21 protein-coding genes are annotated in these 26926 nt (G+C 69.3%); 11 read left to right on the forward strand and 10 right to left on the reverse strand.

The genetic code is table 11. The annotated features are described in order from the left end of the window. The first annotated feature begins 95 nt into the window (after positions 1 to 95). From ACIQCS_RS09775 to ACIQCS_RS09785, 3 genes are read left to right on the forward strand one after another with little or no spacing between them, the layout of a single operon-like run. Positions 96 to 1787, forward strand: coding sequence for a hypothetical protein (locus tag ACIQCS_RS09775; RefSeq protein ID WP_345849835.1), 1692 nt, complete (start codon positions 96 to 98; stop codon positions 1785 to 1787). Then, positions 1787 to 3340 carry a hypothetical protein gene (locus tag ACIQCS_RS09780; protein ID WP_345849836.1) on the forward strand — a complete coding sequence of 518 codons (1554 nt, stop codon included), beginning with the start codon at positions 1787 to 1789 and terminating at the stop codon, positions 3338 to 3340. The genes ACIQCS_RS09775 and ACIQCS_RS09780 overlap by 1 nt, the downstream gene beginning before the upstream one ends. 9 nt (positions 3341 to 3349) lie before the next feature. Further along, positions 3350 to 5131 (forward strand): hypothetical protein, encoded by a 1782-nt coding sequence (locus ACIQCS_RS09785; protein WP_345849837.1) that lies wholly within the window; start codon positions 3350 to 3352, stop codon positions 5129 to 5131. A 243-nt stretch (positions 5132 to 5374) separates the two neighbouring features. On the opposite strand, the gene ACIQCS_RS09790 is transcribed toward ACIQCS_RS09785, so the two are convergent. The 4 genes from ACIQCS_RS09790 to ACIQCS_RS09805 all read right to left on the reverse strand — a co-directional run bounded on the left by ACIQCS_RS09790 (position 5375) and on the right by ACIQCS_RS09805 (position 9979). Beyond that, positions 5375 to 6514 carry a GNAT family N-acetyltransferase gene (locus ACIQCS_RS09790; protein ID WP_345849838.1) on the reverse strand — a complete coding sequence of 380 codons (1140 nt, stop codon included), beginning with the start codon at positions 6512 to 6514 and terminating at the stop codon, positions 5375 to 5377. Positions 6515 to 6705: 191 nt separating this feature from the next. Further along, positions 6706 to 7977: a mechanosensitive ion channel domain-containing protein gene (locus tag ACIQCS_RS09795; RefSeq protein WP_345849839.1), complete on the reverse strand. Its 1272-nt coding sequence runs from the start codon at positions 7975 to 7977 to the stop codon at positions 6706 to 6708. Beyond that, entirely contained in the window at positions 7974 to 9158 is a 1185-nt protein-coding gene (gene metC, locus ACIQCS_RS09800; protein ID WP_345849840.1) for a cystathionine beta-lyase, read from the reverse strand. The genes ACIQCS_RS09795 and metC overlap by 4 nt, the downstream gene beginning before the upstream one ends. Next, positions 9155 to 9979 carry a sulfurtransferase gene (locus ACIQCS_RS09805; protein ID WP_345849841.1) on the reverse strand — a complete coding sequence of 275 codons (825 nt, stop codon included), beginning with the start codon at positions 9977 to 9979 and terminating at the stop codon, positions 9155 to 9157. The genes metC and ACIQCS_RS09805 overlap by 4 nt, the downstream gene beginning before the upstream one ends. 53 nt (positions 9980 to 10032) lie before the next feature. On the opposite strand from ACIQCS_RS09805, the gene queF reads away from it, so the two are divergent. From queF to ACIQCS_RS09820, 3 genes are all read left to right on the forward strand, one after another. Beyond that, the gene (gene queF / locus ACIQCS_RS09810) at positions 10033 to 10479 is read left to right on the forward strand and encodes a preQ(1) synthase (RefSeq protein WP_345849842.1); all 447 of its coding nucleotides are present in this window, start codon (positions 10033 to 10035) and stop codon (positions 10477 to 10479) included. A gap of 144 nt (positions 10480 to 10623) precedes the next feature. Continuing rightward, the gene (locus tag ACIQCS_RS09815; RefSeq protein ID WP_345849843.1) at positions 10624 to 12885 is read left to right on the forward strand and encodes a glycosyltransferase; all 2262 of its coding nucleotides are present in this window, start codon (positions 10624 to 10626) and stop codon (positions 12883 to 12885) included. A gap of 43 nt (positions 12886 to 12928) precedes the next feature. Continuing rightward, complete coding sequence (locus tag ACIQCS_RS09820) at positions 12929 to 14215, forward strand: glycoside hydrolase family 130 protein (protein ID WP_345849844.1); 1287 nt, start codon at positions 12929 to 12931, stop codon at positions 14213 to 14215. 34 nt (positions 14216 to 14249) lie between these two features. Here the strand turns inward: ACIQCS_RS09820 and ACIQCS_RS09825 are convergent, their stop codons facing one another. After that, positions 14250 to 16274, reverse strand: coding sequence for an OPT family oligopeptide transporter (locus tag ACIQCS_RS09825; protein WP_401530715.1), 2025 nt, complete (start codon positions 16272 to 16274; stop codon positions 14250 to 14252). Positions 16275 to 16477: 203 nt separating this feature from the next. Between ACIQCS_RS09825 and ACIQCS_RS09830 the strand changes: the two genes are divergently transcribed. From ACIQCS_RS09830 to ACIQCS_RS09840, 3 genes are all read left to right on the forward strand, one after another. Continuing rightward, positions 16478 to 16801 (forward strand): metalloregulator ArsR/SmtB family transcription factor, encoded by a 324-nt coding sequence (locus ACIQCS_RS09830; RefSeq protein ID WP_345849846.1) that lies wholly within the window; start codon positions 16478 to 16480, stop codon positions 16799 to 16801. Then, complete coding sequence (locus ACIQCS_RS09835; protein WP_345849847.1) at positions 16798 to 17226, forward strand: SRPBCC domain-containing protein; 429 nt, start codon at positions 16798 to 16800, stop codon at positions 17224 to 17226. Before ACIQCS_RS09830 ends, ACIQCS_RS09835 begins: the two co-directional genes overlap by 4 nt. A gap of 151 nt (positions 17227 to 17377) precedes the next feature. After that, a complete protein-coding gene (locus tag ACIQCS_RS09840) occupies positions 17378 to 18436 on the forward strand; it encodes an AI-2E family transporter (protein ID WP_345849848.1) in 1059 nt (352 codons plus the stop codon). Positions 18437 to 18472: 36 nt separating this feature from the next. Here ACIQCS_RS09840 and ACIQCS_RS09845 read toward each other — a convergent pair whose 3' ends face one another. The 4 genes from ACIQCS_RS09845 to ACIQCS_RS09860 all read right to left on the reverse strand — a co-directional run bounded on the left by ACIQCS_RS09845 (position 18473) and on the right by ACIQCS_RS09860 (position 23760). After that, entirely contained in the window at positions 18473 to 20140 is a 1668-nt protein-coding gene (locus ACIQCS_RS09845) for a helicase HerA-like domain-containing protein (protein ID WP_345849849.1), read from the reverse strand. Positions 20141 to 20211: 71 nt separating this feature from the next. Continuing rightward, positions 20212 to 21708: a DegQ family serine endoprotease gene (locus ACIQCS_RS09850; protein ID WP_345849850.1), complete on the reverse strand. Its 1497-nt coding sequence runs from the start codon at positions 21706 to 21708 to the stop codon at positions 20212 to 20214. 94 nt (positions 21709 to 21802) lie between these two features. Next, positions 21803 to 22654, reverse strand: a complete 852-nt coding sequence (locus tag ACIQCS_RS09855; protein WP_345849851.1) for a protease modulator HflC — start codon at positions 22652 to 22654, stop codon at positions 21803 to 21805. After that, positions 22651 to 23760, reverse strand: a complete 1110-nt coding sequence (locus ACIQCS_RS09860) for a protease modulator HflK (protein ID WP_345849852.1) — start codon at positions 23758 to 23760, stop codon at positions 22651 to 22653. The genes ACIQCS_RS09855 and ACIQCS_RS09860 overlap by 4 nt, the downstream gene beginning before the upstream one ends. 70 nt (positions 23761 to 23830) lie before the next feature. On the opposite strand from ACIQCS_RS09860, the gene ACIQCS_RS09865 reads away from it, so the two are divergent. Continuing rightward, on the forward strand, positions 23831 to 24787 hold the full coding sequence (locus tag ACIQCS_RS09865) for a P-loop NTPase (protein ID WP_345849853.1): 957 nt from the start codon (positions 23831 to 23833) through the stop codon (positions 24785 to 24787). Positions 24788 to 24791: 4 nt separating this feature from the next. Continuing rightward, positions 24792 to 25220, forward strand: coding sequence for a CoA-binding protein (locus ACIQCS_RS09870; protein ID WP_280277957.1), 429 nt, complete (start codon positions 24792 to 24794; stop codon positions 25218 to 25220). Here the strand turns inward: ACIQCS_RS09870 and ACIQCS_RS09875 are convergent. Next, complete coding sequence (locus tag ACIQCS_RS09875) at positions 25205 to 26791, reverse strand: winged helix-turn-helix domain-containing protein (RefSeq protein ID WP_345849854.1); 1587 nt, start codon at positions 26789 to 26791, stop codon at positions 25205 to 25207. The genes ACIQCS_RS09870 and ACIQCS_RS09875 overlap by 16 nt on opposite strands. Positions 26792 to 26926 lie beyond the last annotated feature (135 nt).

Consider the following 26926-nt stretch of genomic DNA (forward strand, 5'->3'; position numbering starts at 1 on the left):
GCCATGGGAGCGGGCGGTCTCGACGGCGCTCGCTCCCTAACGGGCTCTTAACCATGTTGGGCTAGACCCGGGTCATGCCCGCGAGCTCCCTTCCGATGCGTTGGCGCGAGTCCGTGCTCGCGGTGCTGCTCGCGACAGTGCTCACTCTGGCCTGGACGCTGCGCGACTGGCACGATCTCGCCGCGCTCCGCCTGCCCGACACCGACGACATGGTGCGCCTCCAGCAGATTCGCGACTGGCTGGCGGGGCAGCGCTTCGCCGACCTTGCCCAGCACCGCCTCGGGCCGGCGCCGGGGCTGGAGATGCACTGGTCGCGGCTCGCCGATCTGGTTCCCGCCGGACTGATCGCCGCGCTGACGCCGCTGCTTGGCGGGCATGGCGCGGCACTGGTCGCGGTGATCCTGTGGCCGGCCTCGCTGTTCTGCGCGGCGCTGGCGTTGACCGGCGCGGTGGCGGGTCGCCTGGGCGCGCCGGCGGCGACGGCGATCCTGCTCGCCGCGCTCGCCTATCCGGCAACCAGCCTGTTCCTGCCCGGGCGGATCGACCATCACGGATTGCAGCTCGTCCTGATCCTGTACCTGGTGCGTGCGCTGCTCGGCACGGGCAGTTTCCGGGCCGGCGCGGGCGCGGCGCTCGCCGTGACGGCGTCGCTCGTCATCGGGCTCGAGACCCTGCCGCTGCTCGGCGTCGCCGGCGCTGCGCTGGTGCTGCTCTGGGTCATGGACCGGCCGGGCGGCCGCGACCGGCTGCTCGGCTTCGGCATCGCCCTGCCGCTCGCGCTTGCCGGGGCGGCCATCCTCTTCCGCACGAGCGGCTGGAGCGTGCCGGCCTGTGACGGCTTCACCGGAATATTGTGGCGCGCGGCGCAATGTGCCGCGCTCGCGCCGATGGGGCTCGCCCTGTTCGCCGTCGCGGCGCCGCATGGGCTGCGCGCACGCGCCGCCGCCGCCGGGATCGCAGGGGCGGTGGCGGCGGTGGCGGTGCTGCTGCTCGCGCCGCAATGCCTCGATCCCTATGGCGAGGTCGATCCGCTCCTCGCTCGCCTGTGGCTTGCCGAGGTCGGCGAGGCGCAGCCCCTGTTCGGCGCGCCGCCCGCCAATGCCATCGCCTATGCCGGGCTCGCGCTGGCCGGGCTGGCCGCGTCGCTCGTGATTGCCCGGCGACGGCGCGAGGCCGGCTGGTGGGTGCTGGCCGCGCTCCAGTTCGCCGCGCTGGCGATCACGCTGTTCCAGTTGCGCGGCGCCTATGCCGGGGCAATGCTCGCCGCCCCGGCCCTGGCAGTGACGATCGGCGCGGCGCGGGCCCGTGGTCCGCTCGTGCTGCTCGCCGCCTGGATTGCCGCGACCGGCATCCTCTATCCGATCGCCGCCACGGCACTCTTCCCGCCGCGTGCCGCCCCCGGGCCGAGCTGCACCACGCCGGAGAGCCTCGCCCGGCTCGCGGCGCTCCCGCCCGGGCATCTGCTCGCGCCGCTCGACCTGGGCGCCTATGCGCTCGCCGCCACGCCACACGCGGTGCTCGCCGCGCCCTATCACCGCAACAATCGGGGAAACCGTGCCATGTACGACTTCTTCCTGGGCCAGCCCGTGCAATCGGAAGCGATCGCGCGGGCCTGGGGCATCGATTACGTCGCCTTCTGCCCCGACGATCTCGACCGCTTCGCCAGGGAGGCGCGGGAGCCGCGCAGCCTCGCCGCCAGCCTGCGCGCCGGATCGGTGCCCGACTGGCTGGTGCCGATCGGCGACGGAGACGCGCCGCGTGCCTACAGGCTGGCGTCGCGCCACTGATGGAGCAGGCGGCCGCTCGCTGGTGGGAGACGCGCTGGTTTGCGCTCGCCGCGATCCTGGCGTCGTGCGTGCCGCTGCTCGCGCCGGGCGTGCCGCCGCTCACCGATCTGCCGGGGCATATCGGCCGGTTCCGGGTGATGCTCGGCACCGATGCGGACATGCTCGGCCAATGGTATCATTTCCAATGGCGGCTGATCGGCAATCTCGGCGCTGATCTGCTGGTCGCGGGCCTTGCACCGCTGGCGGGGCTGGAGCCGGCAGTGAAGCTGGTCGCGATCGCGACGGTCGCGCTTTCCGCCGCCGGCATCCTGTGGATCGCGCGGGAGGTCCATGGCCGGGTCACGCCCTTCGCGCTGTTCGCGCTGCCGCTGGTCTACAACTACGCCTTTCATTTCGGCTTCCTCAACTTCGCGCTGGCGGCGGCGCTCGCGCTCAACGGCTTCGCCCTGTGGCTGCGGCTCGGGCGGCAGGGCCGGACGAGGCTGCGCGCGGCGCTGTTCCTGCCGCTAGCGTGCGTCGTCTGGGTGGCGCATGTCATGGGCTGGGGGATGCTGGGGCTGATGGTCTTCGGCGCCGAGCTGGCGCTGCGGCGCCGGCAGGGCCGCGGATGGATCGATGCGGCGATGCGCGCCGCCATCGCCTGCCTGCCGCTCGCGTCGCCGCTGCTGCCGCTGCTGCTGCTCTGGCGGCCAGGTGGCGGCGGCGGGATCACCGAGCGCTTCTTCAGCCTGCGCAAGGTCTCGTGGCTGGCGATCTTCCTGCGCGACCGCTGGTGGCCGTTCGACTTCTGCTCGGTGCTGCTGCTCTGGGGACTGGTCTATCGGAGCGCGCGCAACCCGCGCTTCGGCCATGCGGCGGCATTGACGGGCGCGTGCCTGATGCTGGCCGGCGCTTTCCTGCTCATCCCCTACAAGCTGTTCGGTTCCGCCTATGCCGATATGCGGCTGGCACCGTTCATCGTCCTGCTGGCGTTGCTCGCGATCCGCGTCGACAAGGGCATCGGCGCGCGCGAGCTGCGCTGGCTGGCGATCGCCGGCCTGGCGTTCTTCCTGGCGCGGACGGCGGGCACCACGATCAGCTTCTGGCAATATGGCCGCGAATATGATCGCCAGCTCGCCGCGCTCGACCATGTTCCGCGCGGCGCGCGGATCGTCGCGTTCGTCGGCGACAATTGCATCGATCCCTGGGCGCTGAGCCGGCTCGATCACCTCTCCGGCCTGGCGATGGCACGCCGCGCGGCCTTTTCCAACGACCAGTGGGAGCTCGCCGGCTCGGCGCTGCTCACCATCGACGCGCCCGCGATGGGGGCGTTCGCGATCGATCCGTCCGAAGTGGTCCTCGCCGCCCCCTGCAAGGACAAGCAGGACCGGATGACCATCGACCAGGCGCTGCGCGGCTTCCCGCGCGACGCGTTCGACTATGTCTGGCTGATCGCGCCGCCGCCCTTCGACGCGCGGCTGCTCGCCGGCACGACGCCCGTCTGGCGGGACGGCGCCAGCGGGCTGTACAAGATCGACAGGAACCGCTTGTCGGGCGGCGTCCCTGCGCACTAGAAGGCGCGGATGGACAGGGGCGACGCGTTGCAATGGTGGCAGACACGATGGTTCGTGGCGCTCTGCACCTTCATAGCCATCATTCCGCTGCTCTGGCCCCAGATCCCGCCGCTGGTCGATCTGCCCGGCCATATGGGGCGCTACCGCGTCCAGTTCACTTATGACCAATATCCCTTCCTCCAGGAATGGTACGACTTCCGCTGGAGCCTGATGGGCAATCTGGGCGTCGACCTGCTGGTCATCCCGCTGCACCATGTCTTCGGGCTCGAGGTGGCGGTGAAGCTGATCGTCATCGCGATCCCGGCGATGACGGTGGCGGGCATGCTGTGGATCGCGCGCGAGGTACATGGCCGCATCCCGGCGACCGCGCTGTTCGCGCTGCCGCTCGCCTATGCCTTCCCCTTCCATTTCGGCTTCGTCAATTTCGCGCTGTCGATGGCGTTCGCGCTGCTGGCGTTCGGCTGGTGGCTGCGGCTGGCGCGGCTGGGCAAGTTCGTCTTCCGCTCGATGGTGTTCCTGCCGATCTCGGTGCTGATCTGGGTCTGCCACACCTATGGCTGGGGCCTGCTCGGCATCCTCGCCTTCTCGGCCGAGTTGATCCGCCAGCACGATCTGCGCCGCAATCCGCACGTGCCGTGGCACAAGGACCTAGTCGGCGGCTGGATCCTGCCCTGGTTCCATGCCGGCCTGCAGTGCGTGGTGCTCGCGCCGCCGGCATTGCTGATGGTGCTGTGGCGCTCCGGCGGGCACGTCACCGGCCAGACCTTCGACATGTTCAACTGGCGCGCGAAGATGCTGTGGATCACCCAGGTCTTCCGCGATCGCTGGCAGCTGTTCGACCTGGCCTCGGTGGGCGTGCTGTTCCTGCTGCTGTTCAAGGCGGTGCGCGATCCGAACATCCAATATTCGCGCAATCTGGCGCTGTCGGGCATCTTCCTCACCCTGGTCTACATCTTCCTGCCGCGCGTCGTGTTCGGATCGGCCTATGCCGACATGCGGCTGGTGCCCTTCCTGCTCGCCATCGGCATCCTCGCGATCCGGCCCAAGCCCGGCCTGTCGATCCGGGGCGCCGCCACCGTGGCGGCGCTCGGCATGGCCTTTTTCTGCGTCCGCATCGGCGCCACGACCTGGAGCTTCCTGCTCTACAGCGGCACCTATGACCGCGAGCTCAAGGCGCTCGAGCACCTGCCCCGGGGTGCCCGGCTGATCAGCTTCGTCGGCGAGACCTGCCGCTACGAGTGGAAGCAGACGCGCCTCCAGCACGTCCCCGCCCTCGCGCTCGAGCGCAAGCTCGCCTATACCAACGATCAATGGTCGATGGCCGGCGGGCAGCTGCTCACCGTGCGCTATGCCGCCGCCAGGCGCTTTGCCCATGACCCGTCGCAGATCGTCACCGACGTGCAGTGCCCGCGCGAATATTGGCGCCCGGTGGCCTGGGCGCTGGCACGCTTCCCGCGCGATGCGTTCGACTATGTCTGGATGATCGAGACGCCGGCCTATAATCCGCGCTTCGAGCAGGGGCTGATCCCGCTGTGGCGCGACGGATCGAGCGCGCTGTTCAAGATCGATCATTCGGTGCCCGCGCCGGTGATCGAGCCGGGCGAACTGCCGGTGCCGCGCTGGGAGCGCGACATCATCCTGCGCGAGGGGCATCAGGGCGGCAGCAGCCTGCCGGATCCGGAGGCGAGCCCGGTGCCGGAGGAATCGCCCGAGCCGGTCGCCTCCTCCAGCCCGTCGCCCACGCCCAGCCCGACGGCCCGGGCGAAGCACCGGGGCAGGGTCCGCCACTAGGCCGGATCCGCCCGCTTCCGCCTTTCCGGCGGAGCGGCCGGGGATTTCAATGTAGGATTTCGGCTGCTCCACCCTGGCGGATGCAGCCTGGCGCGTCTTTCCCCCTTGATCGAACCCGCCGCGCGAGCCCGTGCGGGAAGCGAAAACACGGGCCCCCTAGCGCAAGCTTCCGCGGTGCGCGCCGGTGGCGAAGCATGCCGGCGCCCGTGCCCTGCCAGGGCCGGGCGGCGCCGCGCGCCGCGCCTAGCAGCCGCGCCGGAAGGGCGTCAGCTCGCCCAGATATTCCTGCTCCTGCGCCACTGCCTCGCGCTCGCGCTCCAGATAGTCGGCGACGGCGCGGCGGAAGCCCGGATCGGGGAGATAATGCGCCGACCAGGTGGTCACCGGCGCATAGCCGCGCGCGAGCTTGTGCTCGCCCTGCGCGCCCGCCTCCACCCGGGCCAGGCCGCGCGCGATCGCGGCGTCGATCGCCTGGTAGTAGCAGAGCTCGAAATGCAGGAAGGGCACTTCCTCGATCGCACCCCAATAGCGGCCATAGAGCGCGTCCGCGCCGATCAGGTTGAGGGCGCCGGCGATCGGCCGCCCGTCGCGCTCGGCCAGGATCAGCAGCACCTTGTCCGCCATCTCGCCGCCGAGCAGCGAGAAGAAGTCGCGGGTCAGATAGGGGCGGCCCCATTTGCGGCTGCCCGTGTCTTGATAGAAGGCCCAGAAGGCATCCCAATGCGCCTCGGTGATCTCGGCGCCACACAGATGGCGGATGGTCAGGCCTGCCACTGCCGCCGCGCGCTCCTTGCGGATCGCCTTGCGCTTGCGGCTGGCAAGGTCGCCCAGGAACTCGTCGAAGCTGCGATAGCCTTGGTTCGCCCAATGAAACTGGGTGCCGGTGCGGATCAGCCAGCCGGCTTCCTCGAACAGGGGCAGCTGGTCCGGCTCGAGAAAGGTGACATGCGCCGAGGACAGCCGGTTCCGGTCGGTCACTGCCTCGATCCCTGCGATCAGGCCGGGCGCCAGCGCGCCGTCGCGCAGCAGCAGCCGAGGACCCGGCACGGGCGTGAAGGGCACGGCGATCTGGAGCTTGGGATAATATTGGCCGCCCGCCTGCTCCCAGGCCTCGGCCCAGGCATGGTCGAAGACATATTCGCCCTGGCTGTGGCTCTTGGCATAGGCCGGCGCGATCGCCGCGGGGATGCCCCGCGCGTCCTCGATCACGATCGGCAGCGCTTGCCAGCCGGCGCGGGGGCTCACCGATCCCGAGCGCTCGAGGACCGAGAGAAAGCCATGGCTGACGAACGGGTTGCGCGTTCCCGCGCACGCGTCCCAATCCCCCGGCGGGATCGAGCTTACGCCATCGGCGATACGGGCGGTCACGGGAGCGGCGGGCACGGCATCCAGATAGGGACGAGGCCCGGCAAAGGGCAATGGCCTGCGTACGGGACTCAATCAGCCAACTCCGTCATCCCCGCGGAGGCGGGGATAACGAAGAATATCGCGGGGATGGCGAAGGGTGTCGCGAGGATAACGGAGAGAATCGCGGGGATGGCGAAAGAAATCAAAGCCTTGATCGAGTATGGACCTTAGCCTCGCTTCGCCTCGTCCCCGAACAGCCGCACCTCGCGCTGCGGCAGGGCGAGCGCGATGCCGTGCTCGTGGAACATCACCCAGAGCCGGTTGAGCACGTCGCTCTTCACATTGCCGACGCCGCTTTCGGGATCGCTGATCCAGGTGAGGATCTCATGCTCCACGCCACTCTCGCCAAAGGCCGAGAGGCGCACATTGGTGGGCGGATCGTCGAGAGCGCGCGGGCTTTCCTTCGCGGCGCGCAGCATCAGTGCCTGGGCGAGCTTGAGGTCGGAATCATAGGCGACGGTCACCGGGATGCGGACGCGGACGTTGCGATCGGTGTACGACCAGTTCTCCACTTCCTGGGTCATCAATATCTCGTTCGGGATCAGATGCTCCTTGCCGTCGCGGGTGACGACGCTCACCGCGCGCACGCCGATCTTGTTCACCCAGCCGAAGCTGTCGCCCACCACGATCACGTCGCCCGGCTTGATCGAGCGATCCATCAGCAGGATGATTCCGGCGATCAGGTTGCCGATCGTCTTCTGCAGGCCGAAGCCGATGGCCAGGCCGAACGCGCCCGAGAAGACGGTGAAGGCAGTCAGGTCGATCTCGAGCAGGTCGATGCCGACAAAGAAGGCGACGACCACCGCGGCGATCGCGGCCAGCTTCTGGAAGAGCAGCTTCTGCGTGGGATCGAAGCCGCGCGCGCCGGCGATCCACCGGGTCAGCATCCGGTTGAACAGGCGCACCCCGGCGAAGAGCAGCAGCACGGTGACGGCGATGCTGAGCAGCGAGAGCAGGGTGAGCCGGCGCTGGCCGATCTGGACGCCGACCCGGTCGAGCGTGTCCTGCGTCGCCGCGAACCCGCCGATCGCATGGCTCAATATGGCGGCGAAGGCGATGGCGGCCACGCCCCAGGCGATCCCGCGCGGCAGGTTGAGCCCGCGCAGCACCGCAACGGTGAACAGGGCGGCGGCGGCCCCGGTGGCAAAGCCCAGCCCCAGCGCGGCGAGCGGGTGCCAGGGCCAGGCGGAGAGGAGGATGCCGAGCAGCAGCGTCGCCACGCCGTGACGGATCACGTCGCAGATGCGCCCGCTGAACAGGGGGCCGTGATCGGCGTCGCGCGACCAATATCCGGCGATGCGCCCGCCGATCCTGCGGCCGGCGAACCAGCCGAGCGCCAGGGCGACGATGGCGAGCGCGGCGGCGATGCCGGCTTCGGACAGCTCGGGCGGCGAGGGAAGATCGTGCCCCGCCAGCCAGTCGCCGAACCGTTGCATCATCCGCGCATCCCGGCGAAGCGGGCCAGCCCCTGTTCGAGGTCGGCGATCAGGTCGTCCGGATCCTCGAGCCCGATCTGCAGGCGGACGACGGGTCCTGCCGCCTTCCACTCGGTGGCGGTCCGGAAGCGTTGCGGGTCGACCGGCAGGGCGAGGCTCTCATAGCCGCCCCAGCTATAGCCGATGCCGAAATGCTCCAGGCCGTCGATCAGCGCGGCGCGTTCCTTTTCGCCGCCGCCGGCGAGGACGAAGGAGAACAGGCCGGCGGGGCCCTTGAAGTCGCGGTGGAAGATCTCGTGCCCCGGGCAATCGGGCAGCGCCGGGTGGAGCACGCGCGCCACTTCGGGGCGGGTGCGGAGCCATTCGGCGATTCGCAGCGCCGCCCGGCCATGCTGCTCGAGCCGGATCGCCATGGTGCGCAGGCCGCGCGCGCCCAGCCAGGCATCGTCGGGGCTGGCCGTCTGGCCGAGCTGGTAGGTGGTGTCGCGCAGCGCCTGGTACTTGCCCCGTGCGGCGGTGACCGAACCCAGCATTACGTCGGAATGGCCGACGACATATTTGGTCGCGGCAAGGATCGTGTAGTCGATTCCGTGCGCGATCGCCGGGAAGAGCAGGGGTGTCGCCCAGGTATTGTCGAGCACCGTGGCGATGCCGCGATCCCTGGCCACCGCGACGATCGCCGGCACGTCCTGCACTTCGAAGGTCAGGCTGCCGGGGCTTTCGAGGAAGATCACGCGGGTGTTCGCGCGGCACAGCGCCGCGATGCCTTCGCCGATCAGCGGGTCATAATAGCTGGTCTCGATCCCCATCCGCCGGAGCAGGCCGTTGGCGAAGTTGCGCGTCGGGTCGTAGCTGCTGTCGGGGAGCAGCAGGTGGTCGCCCGGCGAGAGCAGGGCGAGCAGGGTCGAGGCGATCGCGGCGACGCCGGACGGGTAGAGCAGCGTCGCCTCGGCGCCCGGCTCGAGCTCGGTCAGCGCATCGGCGAGCGACCATTGGGTCGGCGTGCCCCGCCGGCCGTAGAACAGCCGGTGATGGGTATCGCTGGCGCCGCTGGCGCGCAGATGCGCCACATCGTCATAGAGGATCGTCGAGGCGCGCCACACCGGCGGGTTGACGATGCCCTGGGTCCACTCCTTGCGCCGGCCGGCGGCGACGACCTTGGTCTTGTCCTGTTTCTCGCTCATGCCGGGCCCAATGCCTTGGCGGTCTCGGGACGGCTACCCCATTCGGTCCAGCTGCCGTCGTACAGCGCGGCTTCGTTGTCGAGCAGGTGCGCGCCGAATGCCAGGATCGCGGCGGTGATGCCCGAGCCGCAGGTGGTGACCAGCGGGCGGGCCAGGTCGATGCCATGATCCTCGAACACGGCGCGGATATGATCGCGCGCCTGCCAGGTGCCGTCGGAGTTGAAGAACTTCGGATAGGGGACGTTGCGCGATCCCGGGATATGGCCCGCCGCGACTTCGGGGCGCGGATCGGCTTCCTCGCCGGTGAAGCGCGCGGCCGAGCGCGCATCGGCGATCTGCCCGGTCTCGGCCTTCATCTCGTCGAGCGTGCGCGCCCGGGCCTTGGGCGGGCGGGGCTGGAAATTGCCCCGCTCGGCCCGGTGCGGGCCGCTTTCCACGGCACGGCCTTCCGCCTTCCACTTGGCCATGCCGCCGTCGAGCAGCGCCACGTCGACGCCGGCGAGCCGCAGCACCCACCAGGCGCGGCACGACGTGTGGTGCGGGCCATTGTCGTAGAGGATGATCGGCGTCTCGGTATCCGCGCCCAGCGCGCGCAGCCGCTCGGCGATCCTGGCGACGGTCGGCATGGTCGAGGGGAGCGGGCTGGTCTCGTCGATCAGCGTGTCGAGATCGAGGAAGCGCGCGCCGGCGATATGCTCGGCCTCGAATTCGGCGCGGGGATTGCGCGGCGGCGATCCGGGGATCGTCGAGCTATAGGTTGCATCGAGCACCAGCACCGCATCGGCGCCGGCCAGCCATTCGGTCGTAACGAGCCCGTCCATGGAAAGCGTCCTAGAAGGATGCAAAGCGCTCCGCAAACGCCTACATGGCCGGGATGGACGCCAAGCATCTCGGAAAAACCTCGACTCTTCCCGCCACGCCGGAGGAGGCCGAGCTCGATTATGTGCCCAATCCGCGCAAGGGCACGCGCTACCTCATCCGCTTCGCGGCACCCGAGTTCACGTCGCTCTGCCCGATCACCGGCCAGCCGGATTTCGCGCATCTGGTGCTCGACTATGTGCCGAACGACACGATCGTCGAGTCCAAGTCGCTCAAGCTGTTCCTGGGCAGCTTCCGCAACCATGGTGCCTTCCACGAGGATTGCACCGTCGGCATCGGCCAGCGCCTGTTCGACGAGATGCAGCCGGAATGGCTCAGGATCGGCGGCTATTGGTATCCGCGCGGCGGCATACCGATCGACGTCTTCTGGCAGTCCGGCGCGCCGCCGGAGGGTGTCTGGATACCGGATCAGGGGGTTCCGGGCTATCGCGGCCGCGGCTGAACGCCAGATTTACAAGGCGACCGGATGGTCGTATCATGCTGCATTGCAACATGATGAAACCTTATTGAAAATAGTTGGTTTGGAAGGGCGAGCGTGGGGCTTACGCGCAATTGAGTTTGCGATAGCGAAGGGAAAGATCGGCGCATGAAAGCCCCGAATATCCAGCACATCGCACTGATCGGTAACTTCCTGCCGCGCAAATGCGGACTCGCCACCTACACGACCGATACCTATGCCGCGCTCAAGCAGCGCTTCCCGGACCTGAAGGTCGACGTCTATGCGATGGACGATCATCCGGGACGGTATGACTATCCCGACGCAGTGACTGCCGCGATCCCGGAGCAGGATCGCGCCGCCTATCTGGGCGCTGCCCGGATGATCGAGGCCTCGGGCGCGCAGGCGCTGTGGGTGCAGCATGAATATGGCATCTATGGCGGCCCGGCCGGCGACTATCTGATCGCGCTGCTCGACCGGCTGTCGATCCCGGTGATCGCGACGCTGCACACCGTGCTGGAGAATCCCAATCCCGATCAGCGGCGCGTGATGGAAGCGCTGCTGCGCCGCGCCTCGCGCGTGATCGTGATGGCGGAGAAGGGGTGCGAGATCCTGAAGCGCGTGCACGGCGCCGACGACCGGAAGATCGTGATGATCCCGCACGGCGTGCCCGATCGCCCCTTCGCCGATCCGCGGGACTTCAAGCCGCGCTTCGGCTGGCAGGGGCGCGAAGTGATCCTCACCTTCGGCCTGCTCGCGCCGAGCAAGGGCATCGAGACGATGATCGAGGCGATGCCGGCGATCGCGCGGGCCCGCCCCGACGCGCTTTATGTGATCCTGGGCGCGACGCATCCGAACCTCGTCGCGCACGAGGGCGAAGCCTATCGCGAGCGGCTTAAGGCGCTGGCCGCCGATCGGGGCGTGGCCGGGCAGGTCGCGTTCATCGACGGGTTTGTCGAGCAGGGCGAACTGCTCGACTATCTCCAGGCGGCGGACGTCTATGCGACGCCCTATCCCGATCCCGCGCAGATCACTTCGGGCACGCTCTCCTATGCGGTGGCGGTGGGCAAGCCGGTGGTCTCGACTCCCTATGTCCATGCGACCGAGATACTCGCGGACGATCATGGCGTGCTCGTGCCTTTCCAGGACAGCGCCGCCTTTGCCCGCGAGATCGTCCGCCTGCTTGCCGACGCGCCGGTGCGGGCCGCGCTGGCCGGGCGCGCCTATGCCCGTGGCCGCACCATGTTGTGGCCGCGCCTTGTCGAGGCCGCGATGGACATGCTGGGGGGCATCGTCGCCGCCAGGCCGCGCCGGTTTCCTCCGCCGGCCAAGGCGCTCGTGCCGCTCGAGCCGGACATCGCCGCGGTCGAGCGGATGAGCGATGCGACCGGCATGCTCCAGCACTCGATCTATTCGGTGCCCGATCGCCGCCACGGCTATTGCATCGACGACAATGCCCGCGCGCTCATCCTGATGAGCAGGATCGAGACGATCGACGAAGCCGTGCGCGACAGATGGACGAGCGTCTATGCCGCCTTCGTCCAATATGCCTGGAACCCGGAGCTGCGCCGCTTCCGCAACTTCATGAACTTCGACCGGACCTGGTGCGAGGATGTCGGCTCCGAGGATTCGAACGGCCGGGCGCTCTGGGCGCTGGGCGTGACGGCGCGCGATGCCCGGGCGCAGAAGCATCGCGACTGGGCATCGGCCCTGTTCGACGCCACCGCCTCGATCGCGCTCGAGCTGGGCAGCCCGCGGGCGCGCGCCTTCGCGATGCTGGGCGCGGCGGCGATGCTGGGCGCGCATCCGGGCCATGCGCTCAGCCGTGAGATCCTCACCCGGTTCGGCGAGGAGCTGATCGCGCTGCTCGACGGCAATCGCCGCCCCGAATGGCAATGGTTCGAGATCGTGCTCGCCTATGACAATGCCCGCCTGCCCGAAGCGCTGCTGCGCGCCGGGATGGCGCTCGGCCGCGACGCGTTCGTCGGTGTCGGGCTCGAGACGCTCGAATGGATCGTCGCCCGGCAGACTTCGCCCGAGGGCCGCTTCCGCGCCGTCGGCACCGAAAGCTTCGGGCGCGCCTATGCCCCGCCGCTCCAGTTCGACCAGCAGCCGCTGGAGGCGCAGGCGACGGTGGAGGCCTGTGTCGCTGCCCATGAAGCGACGGGCGACAGGCGCTGGGTGGAGGAGGCGCTGCGTGCCTATCGCTGGTATCTCGGCGCCAACGATCTCGAGCTGCCGCTCGCCAGCGCCCAGGACGGGGGATGTTTCGACGGGCTGATGCCGCATGGGCTCAACCGCAACCAGGGGGCCGAATCCATTTTGGCGCTCCAGCTCGCCAACTGCGCGATTTCGGCTCTTTCAAAGGCAACCGGAAACGTGGCAACACCGGTGCGAGCCGCCGTCGCCTAGTTACAGCCTGGGCGTCGGTGCGGGGACAATGGCTGGGAGCCGAATGCTCGAACTTTTCAATCATGCGCTGCGTCTGCGTGCGGATCCTTCGCGCGTTGTGGTGCGGCCCTTCCACATTGCCTGGGCCTCGAACGGGTCGGCGCCCAGCCGTACCGAGCGGCTGGTGAGCGAAGTGCTGGCGATGTCGCCCGGCGAGGCGCGCGGCCAGCTGGAGATCGTGCTCAAGGACTTCGAGGCGCGCCACTGGCAGACGCGCCGCGTGTTCATGACGCGCTATGACGAGATCGAGGCGATGCTCGGGCTCGACGGCAGCCAGATCGGTGACGAGAAGCGCCAGCTGATCGGCGCCTATTTCTGCCACGAATACAGCTATGCCGCCGCCGCGCTGATGAACCCCAGCGCAGTGCCGCATTACGACCAGACCGGCATGCCGCCCGGCTCGCTGCGCATCCTGATGAGCCTGCGCGCCGTGGGCGAGGGGCACATCTCCTCGGTCGCCTTCCGCGAAGGCATCATCACCGACCGGAACGACCTGGCCCTCGCGCCGGAACCGCCCTTCGCCACTGCCGCCGATGCCCGCGAGGAGGACGAGGAGCATATCCCCGAAGGGCCGGTGACGGTCTATCGCCACCGCGACTCCACGCTCTCGGGCACGGTGATCTTCCCGATCACCAAGGCCCAGTCCAACGGCCTCGAGGATCTGCGCATCACCCATTTCCGGCACGAGGACGGGCAGGAGGAATGGATCGGGACCTACACTGCCTATAACGGATCGGTGATCCAGTCCGAGCTGCTGCGCACCCGCGACTGGCGCAGCTTCGACCTGGTGCCGATGTCGGGCAGCGCGAGCCGCAACAAGGGCATGGCGCTGTTCCCGCGCACCGTGAACGGGCGCTACATGATGCTCGGCCGGCAGGACGGCGAGAACATCTTCCTCCACGCTTCCGACGACATCACCCGCTGGGACGGCGGCGAGCTGCTGATCAAGCCGAAATTCCCCTGGGAGCTCGTCCAGATGGGGAATTGCGGCCCGCCGATCGAGCTCGACCAGGGCTGGCTGATCCTCACCCACGGCGTCGGCGCGATGCGTAAATATTCGATCGGCGCGGCGCTGCTCGACAAGAACGATCCCAGCAAGGTCCTCGCCCGTTCGAGCGAGCCGCTGCTCGCCGCGGCGGACCAGGACCGCGAGGGCTATGTGCCCAACGTCGTCTACACCTGCGGCGCCATCAAGCATGGCGACAAGCTGTTCATCCCCTACGGGGTGGCCGACAGCTCGGTCGCCTTCGCCTTCGTGCCGATCGGCTCGATCCTTGACCAGATGAAGTGAGCGGCGGCGGGGCGATCCCCGCCGCCTTCACCAATCAGCGATAATTCGCCTCGCCCTCGGCCGGGCTCTCCGGACCGGCGCCGGCGGGCGTGCCGCGCACCAGCTTGCGCGTCATCGCATAGGCGATGGCGATCAGCCCGAAGAACAGCAGCGGCGCGACCCACATCGCCACGCTCTCGAAGCTCTCGCCCATCACCGCCAGCGGCGCGTCGTTGGGCGGGATCGGCGCGTTGCGGTTGGCCCAGGCGAGGATGCCGGCAAAGGCGACGCCGAACAGGCTCTCGCCCACGATCAGGCCGGTCGCGGCGAGCACGCCCATCCGCTCGGCGAACTCCGGATTGGCCTGGCGCTTCGCCCAGCGATCGTAGAAATGGCCGATCACCGCGCCGACCGGGATCAGCAAGGTGAGGCCCATCGGCAGATAGATGCCCATGCCCACCGCGAGCGGCGGCAGGCGCATCCTGCCGGCCTTGCCCAGCACTTCGTCGAGCACGATCACGCCGACGCCGATCAGCGCGCCCAGCCCGATCAGGTTCCAGTCGATATCGCCGCCCAGCACGCCCTTGGCGATCGAGGAGATCAGCGCGGCCTGGGGCGCCGAAAGCGCGTTGGGGCCGGCGCCGGGCATGCCGACGAAACCGAGCGTATTCTTGAGCAGGTCGAGCACCAGCGGGATCGCCAGGCTGCCGAACACCACGCCCAGGATCAGCGCCAGCTGCTGCTTCCACGGCGTCGCGCCGACGAGCTGGCCGGTCTTGAGGTCCTGGAGATTGTCGTTCGAGATGGTCGCGATCGAGAAGATGATCGCGGTGGTGAACAGCGCATAGGCGATCAGCGCATTGGTGCGCGCCGGATCGGCCTCGTGCCCGAAGACCGCGACCAGCAGCAGCGAGGCGCCGAGCACCGCGAGGATGCCGACGCCCGAGACCGGCGAGTTCGACGCGCCGATCAGCCCGGCCATATAGCCGCAGATCGCCGCGATCAGCACGCCGACGATCAGGACATAGGCGAGCGAGCCGCCGATCACCGCCAGCGGATGGTCATGGACCGGGCCGCCGGCCGAGAAGGTCCAGAGCAGCCAGGCGATGGGGAGGAGGGTGGCGAGGGTGATCAGCGCCACCACGCCGATCGGCATGTCGCGCTCGGTGATGTCGAGCGCCTGGCCTTCCTGGCGCGCGCGCGAGGCGGCGAGGGCGGAGCGCAGGCCGGCGATGATCGGTCCGATGATCTTGAGCAGCGACCAGATCGCCGCGACGCCGATCGTGCCGGCGCCGATGAAGCGGACCTGGCCGCGGAAGGTGGAGCTCACCAGCGCATCGACCGCGCCCAGATCGCCGCCATGGGCGAAGTACGGCACCAGCACCGTCCAGGAGATCAGCATGCCGAAGAACATGGCGGCGCCGACCGAGATGCCGACGAGATGGCCGACGCCGATCAGCAGCATCGACCAGCTGGTCGACCAGCCGGTGGCGGTGCCGCCGATAGCGAAATTCTTGCCCGCTTCCTCGGCCACCAGCTTCATCTTGGCGAGCAGCGCGAACAGCCCCGAGAAGATCGTGCCGGCGATCAGCGTGCGCAGGCCCGCCGCATTCTCCCGGTCGCCGGCGCCCGAGGCCGAGCCGACCTTGAGCACTTCGGCGGCGGCGACGCCTTCGGGATAGGGCAGGTCGGTGCCGGTCACGAGCGCGCGGCGCAGCGGCACCGAGAACATCACGCCGAGCACGCCGCCGGTGATGCACACCGCCACCGTGGTCCAATAGGGGAAGCCCGACCACCAGCCGACCATGATCAGGCCGGGCAGCACGAACACGATGGCAGCCAGCGTGCCCGCGGCGGACGCGATCGTCTGGACGATGTTGTTCTCGAGGATCGTGCCGCTCTTGAATGCCTTGAGGATCGCCATCGAGACGACCGCGGCGGGGATCGAAGTGGCGAAGGTGAGGCCCACCTTGAGGCCGGCATAGACATTGGCGGCGGTGAACAGGATGGTGATCAGCGCGCCGAGGAGGATGCCGCGCAGCGTGAGCTCGGCCATCGGGCGAGGCGATTGGGTGGCCATCGGGTCAGATCTCCGCGCGGAAAGTCGCAAAGGTCGCGATATCATCGCACGCGGGGGTCTTTCCCCGCGGCAAGACGCACGGGGCGGCCGGATCGGTAAGGAATGCGTTGGTCATCGGCGGAGCGTGGCATCTGCGCGCCCGGTAGGACAGCATTTTTTGCGCGGCGGTTGATTCCGATAACCAATAGGTTATGGATCGGCGCATGGAGCCGACCGCTTTCGACACGCTGTTCCGCGCGCTGGGCGATCCCACGCGCCGCGCGCTGTTCGAGCGGCTGGCGCGCTCCGAGCTGACCGTGCGCGCGCTGACCGACGGGGCGGGAATCTCGCAGCCCGCGGTCTCCAAGCATCTCGCGATACTGAAGGGCGCGGGGCTGGTGCGCGACCGGCCGCAGGGCCGCGAGACGCATTACCGGGCCGATCCCAAGGGGCTGGCGCCGCTGCTCGACTGGATGCGGCTGCACGAGACGCTCTGGGCGGACAGCTTCGACCGGCTCGACGATCTGCTGAAGAGGATGGACCAATGACCGAGGCGCGCACGCTGGTGATGGAGCGCGAATTCCCGCACGCGCCGGAAAAATTGTGGCGGGCGATCACCCAGCCGCATCTGATCGCGGAATGGCTGCTGCCCAATGATTTCGCGCTGGCGGACGGCCATCGCTTCACGCTGCGGAGCCCCGGGGCGCCCGGCTGGAGCGGGCGGATCGATTGCGCGGTGCGCGAGATCGAGCCGGGCCGGCGGCTCAGCTATAGCTGGGACACCGGCGGCGAAGGCGAATCGATGCCGCGCTTCGAATCGGTGGTGACGCTGACGCTCGAGCCGGTGGCGGGCGGCACCCGGCTGCGCATGGAGCAGACCGGCTTCACCAATGCCGCCAATCATGGTGGCGCGCGCCATGGCTGGGGCATGTTCCTCGATCGGCTGGAAGGCGTGGCGGCGGGGCTGGATTGAGCTTCCCTTCCCTGGAAGGGAGGGGAGCGAGGCGTGGGTCGGGTCCTGGCGATATTGTGCGGTGGGCGCACGCGGCGACGTATCGCCGGGACGCCACCCACCCCCAGCCCCTCCCTTGAAGGGAGGGGAGCGAAGAAGCTACGCTCCGCCCATGAACACCCGAACCGAAACGGCGCAGCGCGCCGCACGGCTGGCGCTGGTGGGGGTATTGCTCCTCATCGGCCTGTGGATCGCGCATGGCTTTGTGCCGGCCCTGCTCTGGGCGGTGGTGCTCACCATCGCGGTCGATCCGCTGCACCTGAAGCTGCGTGCCTGGCTGAAGGGCAGCCATCGCATCGTCATCCCGCTGATCATCACTGCGCTGGCGGCGCTGATGGTGCTGGTGCCGCTCGCCTTCGGCGTCGCCCAGGCGCTGCGCGAGGCGCACGATATCTCGAGCTGGATCGCCCAGGCCCAGGCGCAGGGCGTGCCGGTGCCCGACTGGGTGGCGCGGCTGCCCTTTGGCGGCGAAGCGGTGCGCGACTGGTGGCAGACTCATCTCGCCCGGCCCGAGGATGCCACGCAGCAGCTGCGCGCGATCCGCGGCGGGGAATGGCTGATCCATTCGCGCATGATCGGCGCCAATGTCGCGCATCGCGCGGTGGTGTTCGGCTTCACGCTGCTGACTCTGTTCTTCGTGCTGCGCGACCGCGACGCGCTGCTGGCGCAGGGCCGGCGCGCGGTGCTCAAGCTGTTCGGCCCCACGGGCGAGCGCGTGGGAGCGCAGGCGATCCGCTCGGTGCGCGGCACGATCGACGGGCTGGTGCTGGTGGGGCTGGGCGTGGGCGCGCTGATGGCGATCGTCTATCTGGTCGCCGGCGTCCCGCACCCGCTGCTGCTCGGCGGCGTCACGGCGATCGCCGCGATGATCCCGTTCGGCGCGCCGGTGATGTTCGCGATCGCGGCGCTGCTCCTGCTGCTCCAGGGCTCGATGGGCGGCGCGATCGCGGTGGTGGCGATCGGCACCGCGATCATCTTCGTCGCCGATCATTTCATCCGCCCGGCGATGATCGGCGGAGCGACGCAGCTGCCCTTCCTCTGGGTGCTGATCGGCATATTGGGCGGCGTCGAGACGCTCGGCCTGCTCGGCCTGTTCATCGGCCCCGCCGTGATGGCGGTGCTGGTGATGCTGTGGCGCGAGTTCCTGGCCAATGGGGTGGCGGAAACCTGACGCATTCCTCTCCCCGCTTGCGGGGGAGGAACGCGATCACCGCCCCTTGAACAGCCCGCCGAGCACGCCGCGCACCAGCCCGCCGACGATCCCGCCGCCCGCGCCGCGCGAGCTTCCGAAGATCGCCTTGGAGACTTCGTTCGCCACTGCCCGGCCCGCCGCCGAGGACGCGGAGCGGGTGGCCGAGTTGATCGCCCGGTTCCAGGGATTGTTCGCGGCCTCGCGCTCGGCCTGGCGCTGGGCCTGGGCGTCGAGCCGGGCCTGGCGATCGGCGTCGCGCTGATCGGCGAGGCGCTGGCGCTCGGCCTCCTTGGCGACGCGCGCATCTTCCTTGGCCTGGGCGGCGGCGGCCTTTTCCGCCGCGTCCTGGGCCTGGGCCTCGGCGGCCGCCGCCGCGGCTTCGGCCGATTTGGCGGCGAGCAGCTCCTCGGCGGATTCGCGGTTGACCAGCGTGTCGTACTTGGTGCCGATCGCGTCGGTCTGGATCAGGATCTTGCGCTCGTCGGGCGTGACCGGGCCGACGCGCGAGGCCGGCGGGCGGATCAGCGTGCGCTCGACCGGGCTCGGCGCGCCATCCTCCTGCAGCAGCGAGACCAGCGCCTCGCCCACCTTGAGCTCGGTGATCGCAGTGGTCACGTCGACCCCGGGATTGGCGCGGAAGGTGGTGGCCGCCGCCTTCACCGCCTGCTGGTCGCGCGGGGTGAAGGCACGCAGCGCGTGCTGGACGCGGTTGCCCAGCTGGCCGGCGATCGTGTCGGGCACGTCGATCGGGTTCTGGGTGATGAAATAGACGCCGACGCCCTTGGAGCGGATCAGGCGGACGACCTGCTCGATCTTGTCGAGCAGCGCCTTGGGGGCATCGTCGAACAGCAGGTGCGCCTCGTCGAAGAAGAAGGCGAGCTTGGGCTTGTCGGGATCGCCCACTTCGGGAAGCGATTCGAACAGGGCGGAGAGCAGCCAGAGCAGGAACGTGGCGTAGAGCTTGGGGCTGGCCATCAGCTTGTCGGCGGCGAGGATGTTGACCAGGCCGCGGCCCTTGTCGTCGGTGCCCAGGAAATCCTGGATCGCCAGCGCCGGCTCGCCGAAGAAATTGGCGCCGCCCTGGCTGCGCAGCTGGAGCAGCGAGCGCTGGATCGCGCCGACCGACTGCTTCGAGACATTGCCATAAGTGGCGGTGAGCTCGTCCGCCCGCTCGGCGCAATGGGCGAGCATGGCCTGGAGGTCGTCCAGGTCGAGCAGCAGCAGCCCGTCCTTGTCGGCGACCGTGAAGGCGATGGTGAGCACGCCTTCCTGCACGTCGTTGAGGTCCATCAGCCGGGCGAGCAGCAGCGGGCCCATCTCCGAGATGGTGGTGCGGATCGGATGGCCCTGCTCGCCGTACAGGTCCCAGAACTGCGCCGGCGTATCGGCATAGGCCCAGTCGGCCAGGCCGATCTCGGCGGCGCGCGCCTTGAAGATCTCGTGCGTCTTGGCGGTGGGCGAGCCGGCCATGGCGAGGCCGGACAGGTCGCCCTTCACGTCCGCCACGAAACAGGGGACGCCGGCGTTCGACAGGCCTTCGATGATGCCCTGGATCGTCACCGTCTTGCCGGTGCCGGTCGCGCCGGCGATCAGCCCGTGCCGGTTGGCGCGCTTGAGGACCAGGGACTGCGGCTTCGCGCCGCCGGCGCCCGCCCCAATGAAGATGCCCGTCTCTCCCGCCATCCTTCGACTCCTAGCTTGGGAGTCTCGGGATAGAGGAGAAACGGGCATTCGTCAGCCCGAAGGGCCCGGTTTTAGTTGATGCCGACCGAGACGAAGCGGCCGACCGCGCGGCGCTGGACCCAGAGCAGGACATTGCCCTTGCCCGCGCTCTTCGCCGCCTGGACCTGCCTGGCGACATCGGCCGCACTGGCCACCGGCTGGCGGTTGACCGTGGTGATGACGTCGCCGCGCTGCAGGCCCTTGCCCGCCGCGTCGCTCGCCTGGCTCACCTGGAGCACGACCACGCCGGTGATGCTCGGGTTGACGCCGACGCTCTGGGCGATCTGCGGGGTGAGCGGGGCCACCTGCACGCCGAGCGAGGCCGCGGCCATCGTCTCGCTGTCGCCGCCGCCCGGGCCCGAATTCTCGTCGTTCGGATCGAACTGGGCGAGCTGCTCCTCGGGCGGGCGGGTGCCCACCGTGATGCTCAGCGTCTGGCGCTTGCCATCGCGGTAGAGCTCGAGCGGCACGCGCGTGCCCGGCTTCACGTTCGCGACGAGATAGGACAGCGTCTGGTCGGGCGTGACATCCTTGCCGTCGACCTTGACGATCACGTCGCCCTGCTTGAGCCCGGCCTTCTCCGCCGGCTGGCCCGGCTCGACGCGGGCGACGACGGTGCCCCGGCCCTTCGGCACGCCCAGGCCGTCGGCGATGTCGTCGGTCAGGTCCTGCATGCCGATGCCGAGATAGCCGCGGGCGATCTTGCCGCCCTTCATCAGCGTGTCGATCACCGGCTTGGCTTCTTCCGCGGGGATCGCGAAGCCGATGCCGACATTGCCGCCGGTGGGCGACAGGATCTGCGAGTTGATGCCGATGACGTTGCCGTTCAGGTCGAACATCGGGCCGCCCGAATTGCCGCGGTTGATCGAGGCGTCGGTCTGGATGAAGCGGTCATAGGCGCCGCCCTGGCCGGTGACGCGGTGCAGCGCCGAGACGATGCCGGCGGTGACCGAGCCGCCCAGCCCGAACGGATTGCCGATCGCGACGACCCAGTCGCCCACCCGGGCGCTCGTCGAATCGCCGAACTTCACGAAGGGCAGGTTGGTGCCCTCGATCTTGAGCACGGCAAGGTCCGACTGCGCGTCGTTGCCGATCAGCTTGGCCTTGAACTCGCGCTTGTCGGGCAGCGTGACCGTGATCGATTCGACGGTGGCGCCGCGCGCGCCCGCCGAGATGACGTGGTTGTTGGTCACGACATAGCCGTCGGCCGAGATCAGGAAGCCCGAGCCGAGCGATTCGGCCTGGCGGGTGACCGGCTGGTTGCCGCCGCCGAACGCCTCGAACGGCGTGCCCGCGAACGGGTTGGCGTTCATCGTCACGCGCTGGGTGGTCGAGATGTTGACGACCGCCGGCTGCAGCTTGGCGACCATGTCGGCGAAGCTCATCGGCGCGCCGGCCTTGGGCGCGGCCGCCTGGATGGCGCCGGGCTCGTTCTGCGCGGTCTGCGCTCCGGCCGGCTGGTTGAGCGTCATCGTCGCGGCGGCGCCGCTGAGCAGGATGGCGGTAGTGAGAGCGTAAGCGTAACGCACGTGAGTCGGTCCTCTCAGACGAAGGAAAAGCGTTCGAACGGAATATTTGCGCCGAAATGCTGAACGGCGATTGAATATGAACGGATCGAAAGGCTCATCGTTGCCCCATGAATTCCTTCAGATACGAATTGTTCGGCGACAGGATGATCGACGTATCGCCCTTGGCCGGATCGGTATTCAGGAACGTCGTCCGATACGAGCGCATCGCGCGCCAGAAATCGTAGAATTCCGGATCCTTGTTGAAAGCCTGGGCATAGATCTGCGCGGCCTGGGCATCGGCATTGGCGCGGATGATCTGCGCGTCCTTCATGCCCTGGGCCTCGATCGTCTTGGCTTCCTGGAAGCGCGCCGTCTTCATCCGCTCGAACGCGCTGTCGAGCGGTGAGCCCGAGGGCAGCTCGGTCTGCTTGATCCGCACGTCGACGATGGAGACGCCATATTGCGAGGCGAGCTGCTGGAGCGCGCCCTGGATGTTGTCCATCACCTGGCCGCGTTCCGGGCTGAGCAGCACCGCCGAGGGGCGCTTGCCGAGCTCGTTGCGCAGCGCCGAGCGGAACAGCGGCTGGAGCTGGTCGCGCGCGCGCTCCTCGGTGCCGATGGTGACGACCATCTTGAGCGGGTCGGTGACGCGGAAGCGGGCATAGGCATCGATCTGAAGCCGCAACTGATCGGTGGAGAGCACCGGCTCATTGGGCAGGTCGACCGAGAGCACGCGCTTGTCGACCCAGACGATCCGGTCGACGAACGGAATGCGGAAGATCGGCCCGGCATTGGTGCGGCCGAACGTCTCGCCCGAGCGCCAGGCATTGACCACGCGCTGGGGCTGCTCGAGCCGCAGGATCACTGCCTGCTTGGTCTCGGGCACGATCGCGACGGTGCTCATCACCACGATCACCGCGACGATGAGCGCGACGGCGATGCCGATGGGGCTGCGCAGCCAGGTCATTTCTGGTCTCCCTGCTGGGCCTTGCCGGCATCGGGGCGGATCCCCGGCAGCGGCAGATAGGGGGTGACGCCGGGCGTCTCGACGATGGTCTTGTTGGTGCGCGCCAGCACCTGTTCCATCGTCTCGTAATAGAGGCGGCGGCGCGTGACCTGGGGCGCGGTCTTGTACTGTTCGTAGATCTTGTCGAACTCGGCGGCCTCGCCCTGCGCGACGGCGATCACCTGCTGGGCATAGCCATTGGCGTTGTTGCGCGCGCCCTGGGCGCCTTGCTGCGCGGCCTGGACCGCCTTGAAGGCGTCGTCCACCTGCTCGGGCGCCGCCGCCTTGGTGAGCGCGACGCTCTGGATGCGGATGCCTGCATGATATTCGTCGAGAATCTTCTGCATCGCCGCCTGCACGTCGGACGAGATGCGTCCCTGGCCCTCGCCGATCGCCTCGGTGAGCGTGGTGGTGGCGATCACCGCGCGCATCGCGCTCTCGGCGGTGTCCTTCACCGTTTCCTTCGGATCCTTGATCTGGAAGGAATAGTCGGCGGCATCGGTGATGTACCAGTTCACCGAATAGGCGAGGTCGACGATGTTCTGATCGCCGGTGAGCATCAGGTTGGCGCCGCTCTCGGGGAATTTCTCGGTGCGCACGCTGCCGACATCGACGACATCGACCATCTGGATCGGAGCCGGCAGGGTGAACTTCACGCCGGAATCGAGCGTGCCGGTGTAGCGGCCGAGCGTGGTGACGACGCCGCGCTCGCGCGGGCCGATCGTGTGGAAGCTGGTGAAGATCACCCAGATCAGCAACAGGCCGACGATCACCAGCGTCCAGAGCCGGGCGCCGCCCGGCGCACCGGGAAAGCCGCCGCCGCCGCGCGCACGGCGGAACAGCTCCTCGAACAGGCCGCCGCCACCGCCGCCATTGCCGCCGCCGGAACGGGGGCGCCGCCCCTCGGGCGGGAAGGACCAGGGATTGCGCGGGCCGCCGCCCGAGCCGCCCTTGCCGTCGCCCGAGCCACCGCCATTTCCACTGCCGCCGCCGGAGCCCCAGGGGCTCTTGGGGGCTTCGTTCTGCAGAATGCCGGCCTTGCCCAGCCAGCTCATCAGGTTTGCCATTGCGCCTTTATAGGGGCGTGCGCGCGGATTTACAGTGGCGCGCGGCGATTGTGCGCCTATCTGGCACGCGATGACCGACAATGAAGCTCTTGCAGCCGCGCTCGAACCCGTCTCCGCCGGCCGCGCCACTGCCCGTCTCGAAGGGCCCCGCGCCAGCATCGTGCTCGACGTGACCGGCCTGGGCGAAGCCGCGCGCGCGGAGCTCGAGGCCGATGTCCGCGCCGCCGCCGCCGCCCTGCCGGGGATCGACGCGGTGCGCGTGCTGATGACCAGCGAGCGCCGCACCCGGCGGCTGATCGCGGTGGCGAGCGGCAAGGGCGGGGTGGGCAAGTCCACCATCGCCGCCAACCTCGCCATCGCGCTGCACGCGCGCGGGCGCCGCGTCGGGCTGGTCGACGCCGATATCTACGGCCCCTCGCAGCCGCGGCTGCTGGGGGTGGAGGGCGTGCGGCCCCAGGCGCGTGAGAAAGTGTTGCTGCCGGTCGAGACTCGTTTCGGCGTGCCGATGCTGTCGATGGGCGGGCTGGTGGCCGAGGGGCAGGCGATCGCCTGGCGCGGGCCGATGGCGGGCGGCGCGCTCGGCCAGCTGGTCGACGCCGATTGGGGCGATGCCGAGCTGCTGGTGCTGGATCTGCCGCCGGGCACCGGCGACGTGCAGCTCACCATGATCCAGAAGCACAAGCCGGCGGGCGCGGTGATCGTCTCCACGCCGCAGGACCTGGCGCTGATCGACGCGACTCGCGCGATCGATCTGTTCAACAAGGCGGGCGTGCCGGTGATCGGCCTGATCGAGAACATGTCGGGCTATGCCTGCCCGCATTGCGGCGAGCTTTCCGATCCGTTCGGCGCAGGCGGCGCCGAGGCGGCGGCGGCGAAGCTCGGCATTCCGTTCCTCGGCCGCGTGCCGCTCGAAATGGCGATCCGCGCCGCTTCCGATGCGGGCGAGCCGCCCGCGGCGGGGAACGGACCCGCGGCCCAGCTGTTTGCCGGATTGGCGCAGCGGGTGGACGACTGGCTGAAAGGATGAAGCGATGCCGCTGACGCGGGACGAGGACATCAGGGCGCTGCTGGAGGGCGTGCGCACCATTGCGATGATCGGCGCATCCGACCGGCCCGACCGGCCGAGCTATGGCGTGATGGCCTTCCTCCAGCGCCAGGGCTACCGGGTGATCCCGGTCAATCCGCAGATCACCGGCGAGCATGTGCATGGCGAGTTCGTCTTCCGCGCGCTCTCCCAGATCGGCGAGCCGATCGACCTGGTCGACATCTTCCGCCGGCCCCAGGCCGCGGGCGAGGCGGTGGACGAAGCGATCGCCGCCGGGGCCCGGGCGGTGTGGATGCAGCTCGGCGTGATCAACGCGGAAGCCGCCGCGCGCGCCGAGGCGGCGGGGCTGCAGGTAGTGATGGATCGCTGCCCGGCGATCGAGATTCCCCGGCTGGGGATTCAGCCCGTCGCCTGATAGTCGGGCCGGACGCCCGCCGCTTTCCAGTAGCGGACCAGCCCGATCTCCCCGGCTAGGCGCGGGAAACGCGGATCGGCGCGCATCGCGACGGTCGAGGGCAGGAACAGCATATGGGTGCGCCGGGCGGTGCGCCGCGTATAGGTGCCCTGCTCGGTGGAGAAGCGCAGCTCGCCCGGATCGAAGCCGCGGGCGAAATAATAGGCGTCGGCGACGGCAAAGGCATCGTCGAGCCGGCCGAGCGCGGACAGGAACTGCATGCCGTTCTCGGCGAAGCCCGCGCCCCGGCGCGCGCCTTCGAGCGTAATGGCGACGGCCGCGTCGACATCGCGCGGCGCCCGGCTGAGCATCGCGCGCGCCACGGTGAGCACCTGCTCGAAATTCCAGTCCGGGATGCCGGTGGGGCGCGTCTCGCGATTCTCGCCCAGCGCGATCGCCTCGCGCATGCGGCCGGTGTACATCAGCAGGTAGAAGCGCGTGAACCATACCGCGAAATGGGTGGGGAACAGCGCGACGGCATCGTCCATCGCCTTGTCGGCCTCGTCGAGCCGGCCCGTGGCCCACAGCGACTGGACACGCGTATAGGCAAGCCCCGGATTGGGCGGGATGCGCTTCCAGATCCCGTCGAGCATGCCGGCGGCTTCGGCACAGCGGCCCACGCCGAGCATCAGGCCGGCGAGCGCGCCGATCAGCATCTCGTTGCCGGGATGCGGGACAAGGCTGGCGCGCAGCCCGCGCTCGGCGGCGAGCCAGTTGCCGAGCACCGGCTTGCCCAGCCCTTCCGCGGCGCGGGCATAGGCATTGCCGGGATCGAGCGCCAGGGCGCGGCGGCGCGCTTCCTCGGCGCGGGTGCGCATGTCCGCCTCGAACCGTTGCGGGCGGCCGACCGCCGCCGCCGAATAGGACAAGGCGAGCAAGCCCCAGCCATCGGCATAGTCGGGCCGCAGCATCACCACGCGGCGCAGCAGCCCGATCGACTGGTTGCTGCCCTCGACCGTGCCCTGGGTCATCGCCATCTGCGCCTGGATCATCAGCGGGGCGATGTCGTCGGGCGGCTTGCGCTGCGCGGGCGCGGGCGGCGGCGCCCCGAAGCGGCGCCAGGCGAGGAACCCGCCGCTCGCGGCCAGCGCCAGGCCGGCGCCGGTGATCATCGCGCGCCGGTCGAGCCTCAGGCGGTGCAGCTCGGTGCGCATTCCCTCCAGCGCAGCGTCGCGCGACGCGGGAAGCGCGGCGCCGTCGTCGGCGCGCACCAGCCGATAGCCCACCTTGGTGACCGTCTCGATCCGGAAGCTGCGCTGGCCGATCCCCTCGGCCGCGCGGCGCAGGCGCGAGATCACGCGGTTGATCGCGTCCTCGCCGACGACGCGCCCCTCCCAGCAGGAGCGGGTCAGGTCGTCGCGGCTCAGGATCGCGCCGTCCGCCCTGGCGAGCGCGACGAGCACCTGCATCACCCGCGGCTCGAGCACTTCCTCGGCGCCGTCGTCGCGGACGAGCTGGCGCAGCGCCGGGCGCACGTCGAGCGCGCCCAGCCGGAACCCTGCCTCATGTGCCAGATCGATGCGGCCCTCCACGGCCCTTCCATCTCCATAATTCGCGTCGCGCGCCACCCTATCGGCGAATCATCGGCATTTCATCAGCTCTTCATCGGCTCGTCATCCTCTCCGCCGGGCGGTTTCCGGGCGATCAGGTCCAGGTCCCGGCAAGCG

The sequence above is a fragment of the Sphingomonas sp. NPDC092440 genome (assembly GCF_044754985.1).
Taxonomy (GTDB): domain Bacteria; phylum Pseudomonadota; class Alphaproteobacteria; order Sphingomonadales; family Sphingomonadaceae; genus Sphingomonas.

What these genes read in the sequence shown, in the direction of transcription:
- ACIQCS_RS09820 (WP_345849844.1), top strand. Translation starts at nt 12,929, where the DNA reads ATGCTCGAACTTTTCAATCATGCGCTGCGTCTGCGTGCGGATCCTTCG.
- ACIQCS_RS09775 (WP_345849835.1), top strand. Translation starts at nt 96, where the DNA reads ATGCGTTGGCGCGAGTCCGTGCTCGCGGTGCTGCTCGCGACAGTGCTC.
- ACIQCS_RS09865 (WP_345849853.1), top strand. Translation starts at nt 23,831, where the DNA reads ATGACCGACAATGAAGCTCTTGCAGCCGCGCTCGAACCCGTCTCCGCC.
- ACIQCS_RS09825 (WP_401530715.1), bottom strand. Translation starts at nt 16,274, where the DNA reads ATGGCCACCCAATCGCCTCGCCCGATGGCCGAGCTCACGCTGCGCGGC.
- ACIQCS_RS09855 (WP_345849851.1), bottom strand. Translation starts at nt 22,654, where the DNA reads ATGACCTGGCTGCGCAGCCCCATCGGCATCGCCGTCGCGCTCATCGTC.
- ACIQCS_RS09785 (WP_345849837.1), top strand. Translation starts at nt 3,350, where the DNA reads ATGGACAGGGGCGACGCGTTGCAATGGTGGCAGACACGATGGTTCGTG.
- ACIQCS_RS09835 (WP_345849847.1), top strand. Translation starts at nt 16,798, where the DNA reads ATGACCGAGGCGCGCACGCTGGTGATGGAGCGCGAATTCCCGCACGCG.
- ACIQCS_RS09815 (WP_345849843.1), top strand. Translation starts at nt 10,624, where the DNA reads ATGAAAGCCCCGAATATCCAGCACATCGCACTGATCGGTAACTTCCTG.
- metC (WP_345849840.1), bottom strand. Translation starts at nt 9,158, where the DNA reads ATGAGCGAGAAACAGGACAAGACCAAGGTCGTCGCCGCCGGCCGGCGC.
- queF (WP_345849842.1), top strand. Translation starts at nt 10,033, where the DNA reads ATGGACGCCAAGCATCTCGGAAAAACCTCGACTCTTCCCGCCACGCCG.
- ACIQCS_RS09860 (WP_345849852.1), bottom strand. Translation starts at nt 23,760, where the DNA reads ATGGCAAACCTGATGAGCTGGCTGGGCAAGGCCGGCATTCTGCAGAAC.
- ACIQCS_RS09805 (WP_345849841.1), bottom strand. Translation starts at nt 9,979, where the DNA reads ATGGACGGGCTCGTTACGACCGAATGGCTGGCCGGCGCCGATGCGGTG.
- ACIQCS_RS09840 (WP_345849848.1), top strand. Translation starts at nt 17,378, where the DNA reads ATGAACACCCGAACCGAAACGGCGCAGCGCGCCGCACGGCTGGCGCTG.
- ACIQCS_RS09845 (WP_345849849.1), bottom strand. Translation starts at nt 20,140, where the DNA reads ATGGCGGGAGAGACGGGCATCTTCATTGGGGCGGGCGCCGGCGGCGCG.
- ACIQCS_RS09780 (WP_345849836.1), top strand. Translation starts at nt 1,787, where the DNA reads ATGGAGCAGGCGGCCGCTCGCTGGTGGGAGACGCGCTGGTTTGCGCTC.
- ACIQCS_RS09795 (WP_345849839.1), bottom strand. Translation starts at nt 7,977, where the DNA reads ATGATGCAACGGTTCGGCGACTGGCTGGCGGGGCACGATCTTCCCTCG.
- ACIQCS_RS09870 (WP_280277957.1), top strand. Translation starts at nt 24,792, where the DNA reads ATGCCGCTGACGCGGGACGAGGACATCAGGGCGCTGCTGGAGGGCGTG.
- ACIQCS_RS09830 (WP_345849846.1), top strand. Translation starts at nt 16,478, where the DNA reads ATGGAGCCGACCGCTTTCGACACGCTGTTCCGCGCGCTGGGCGATCCC.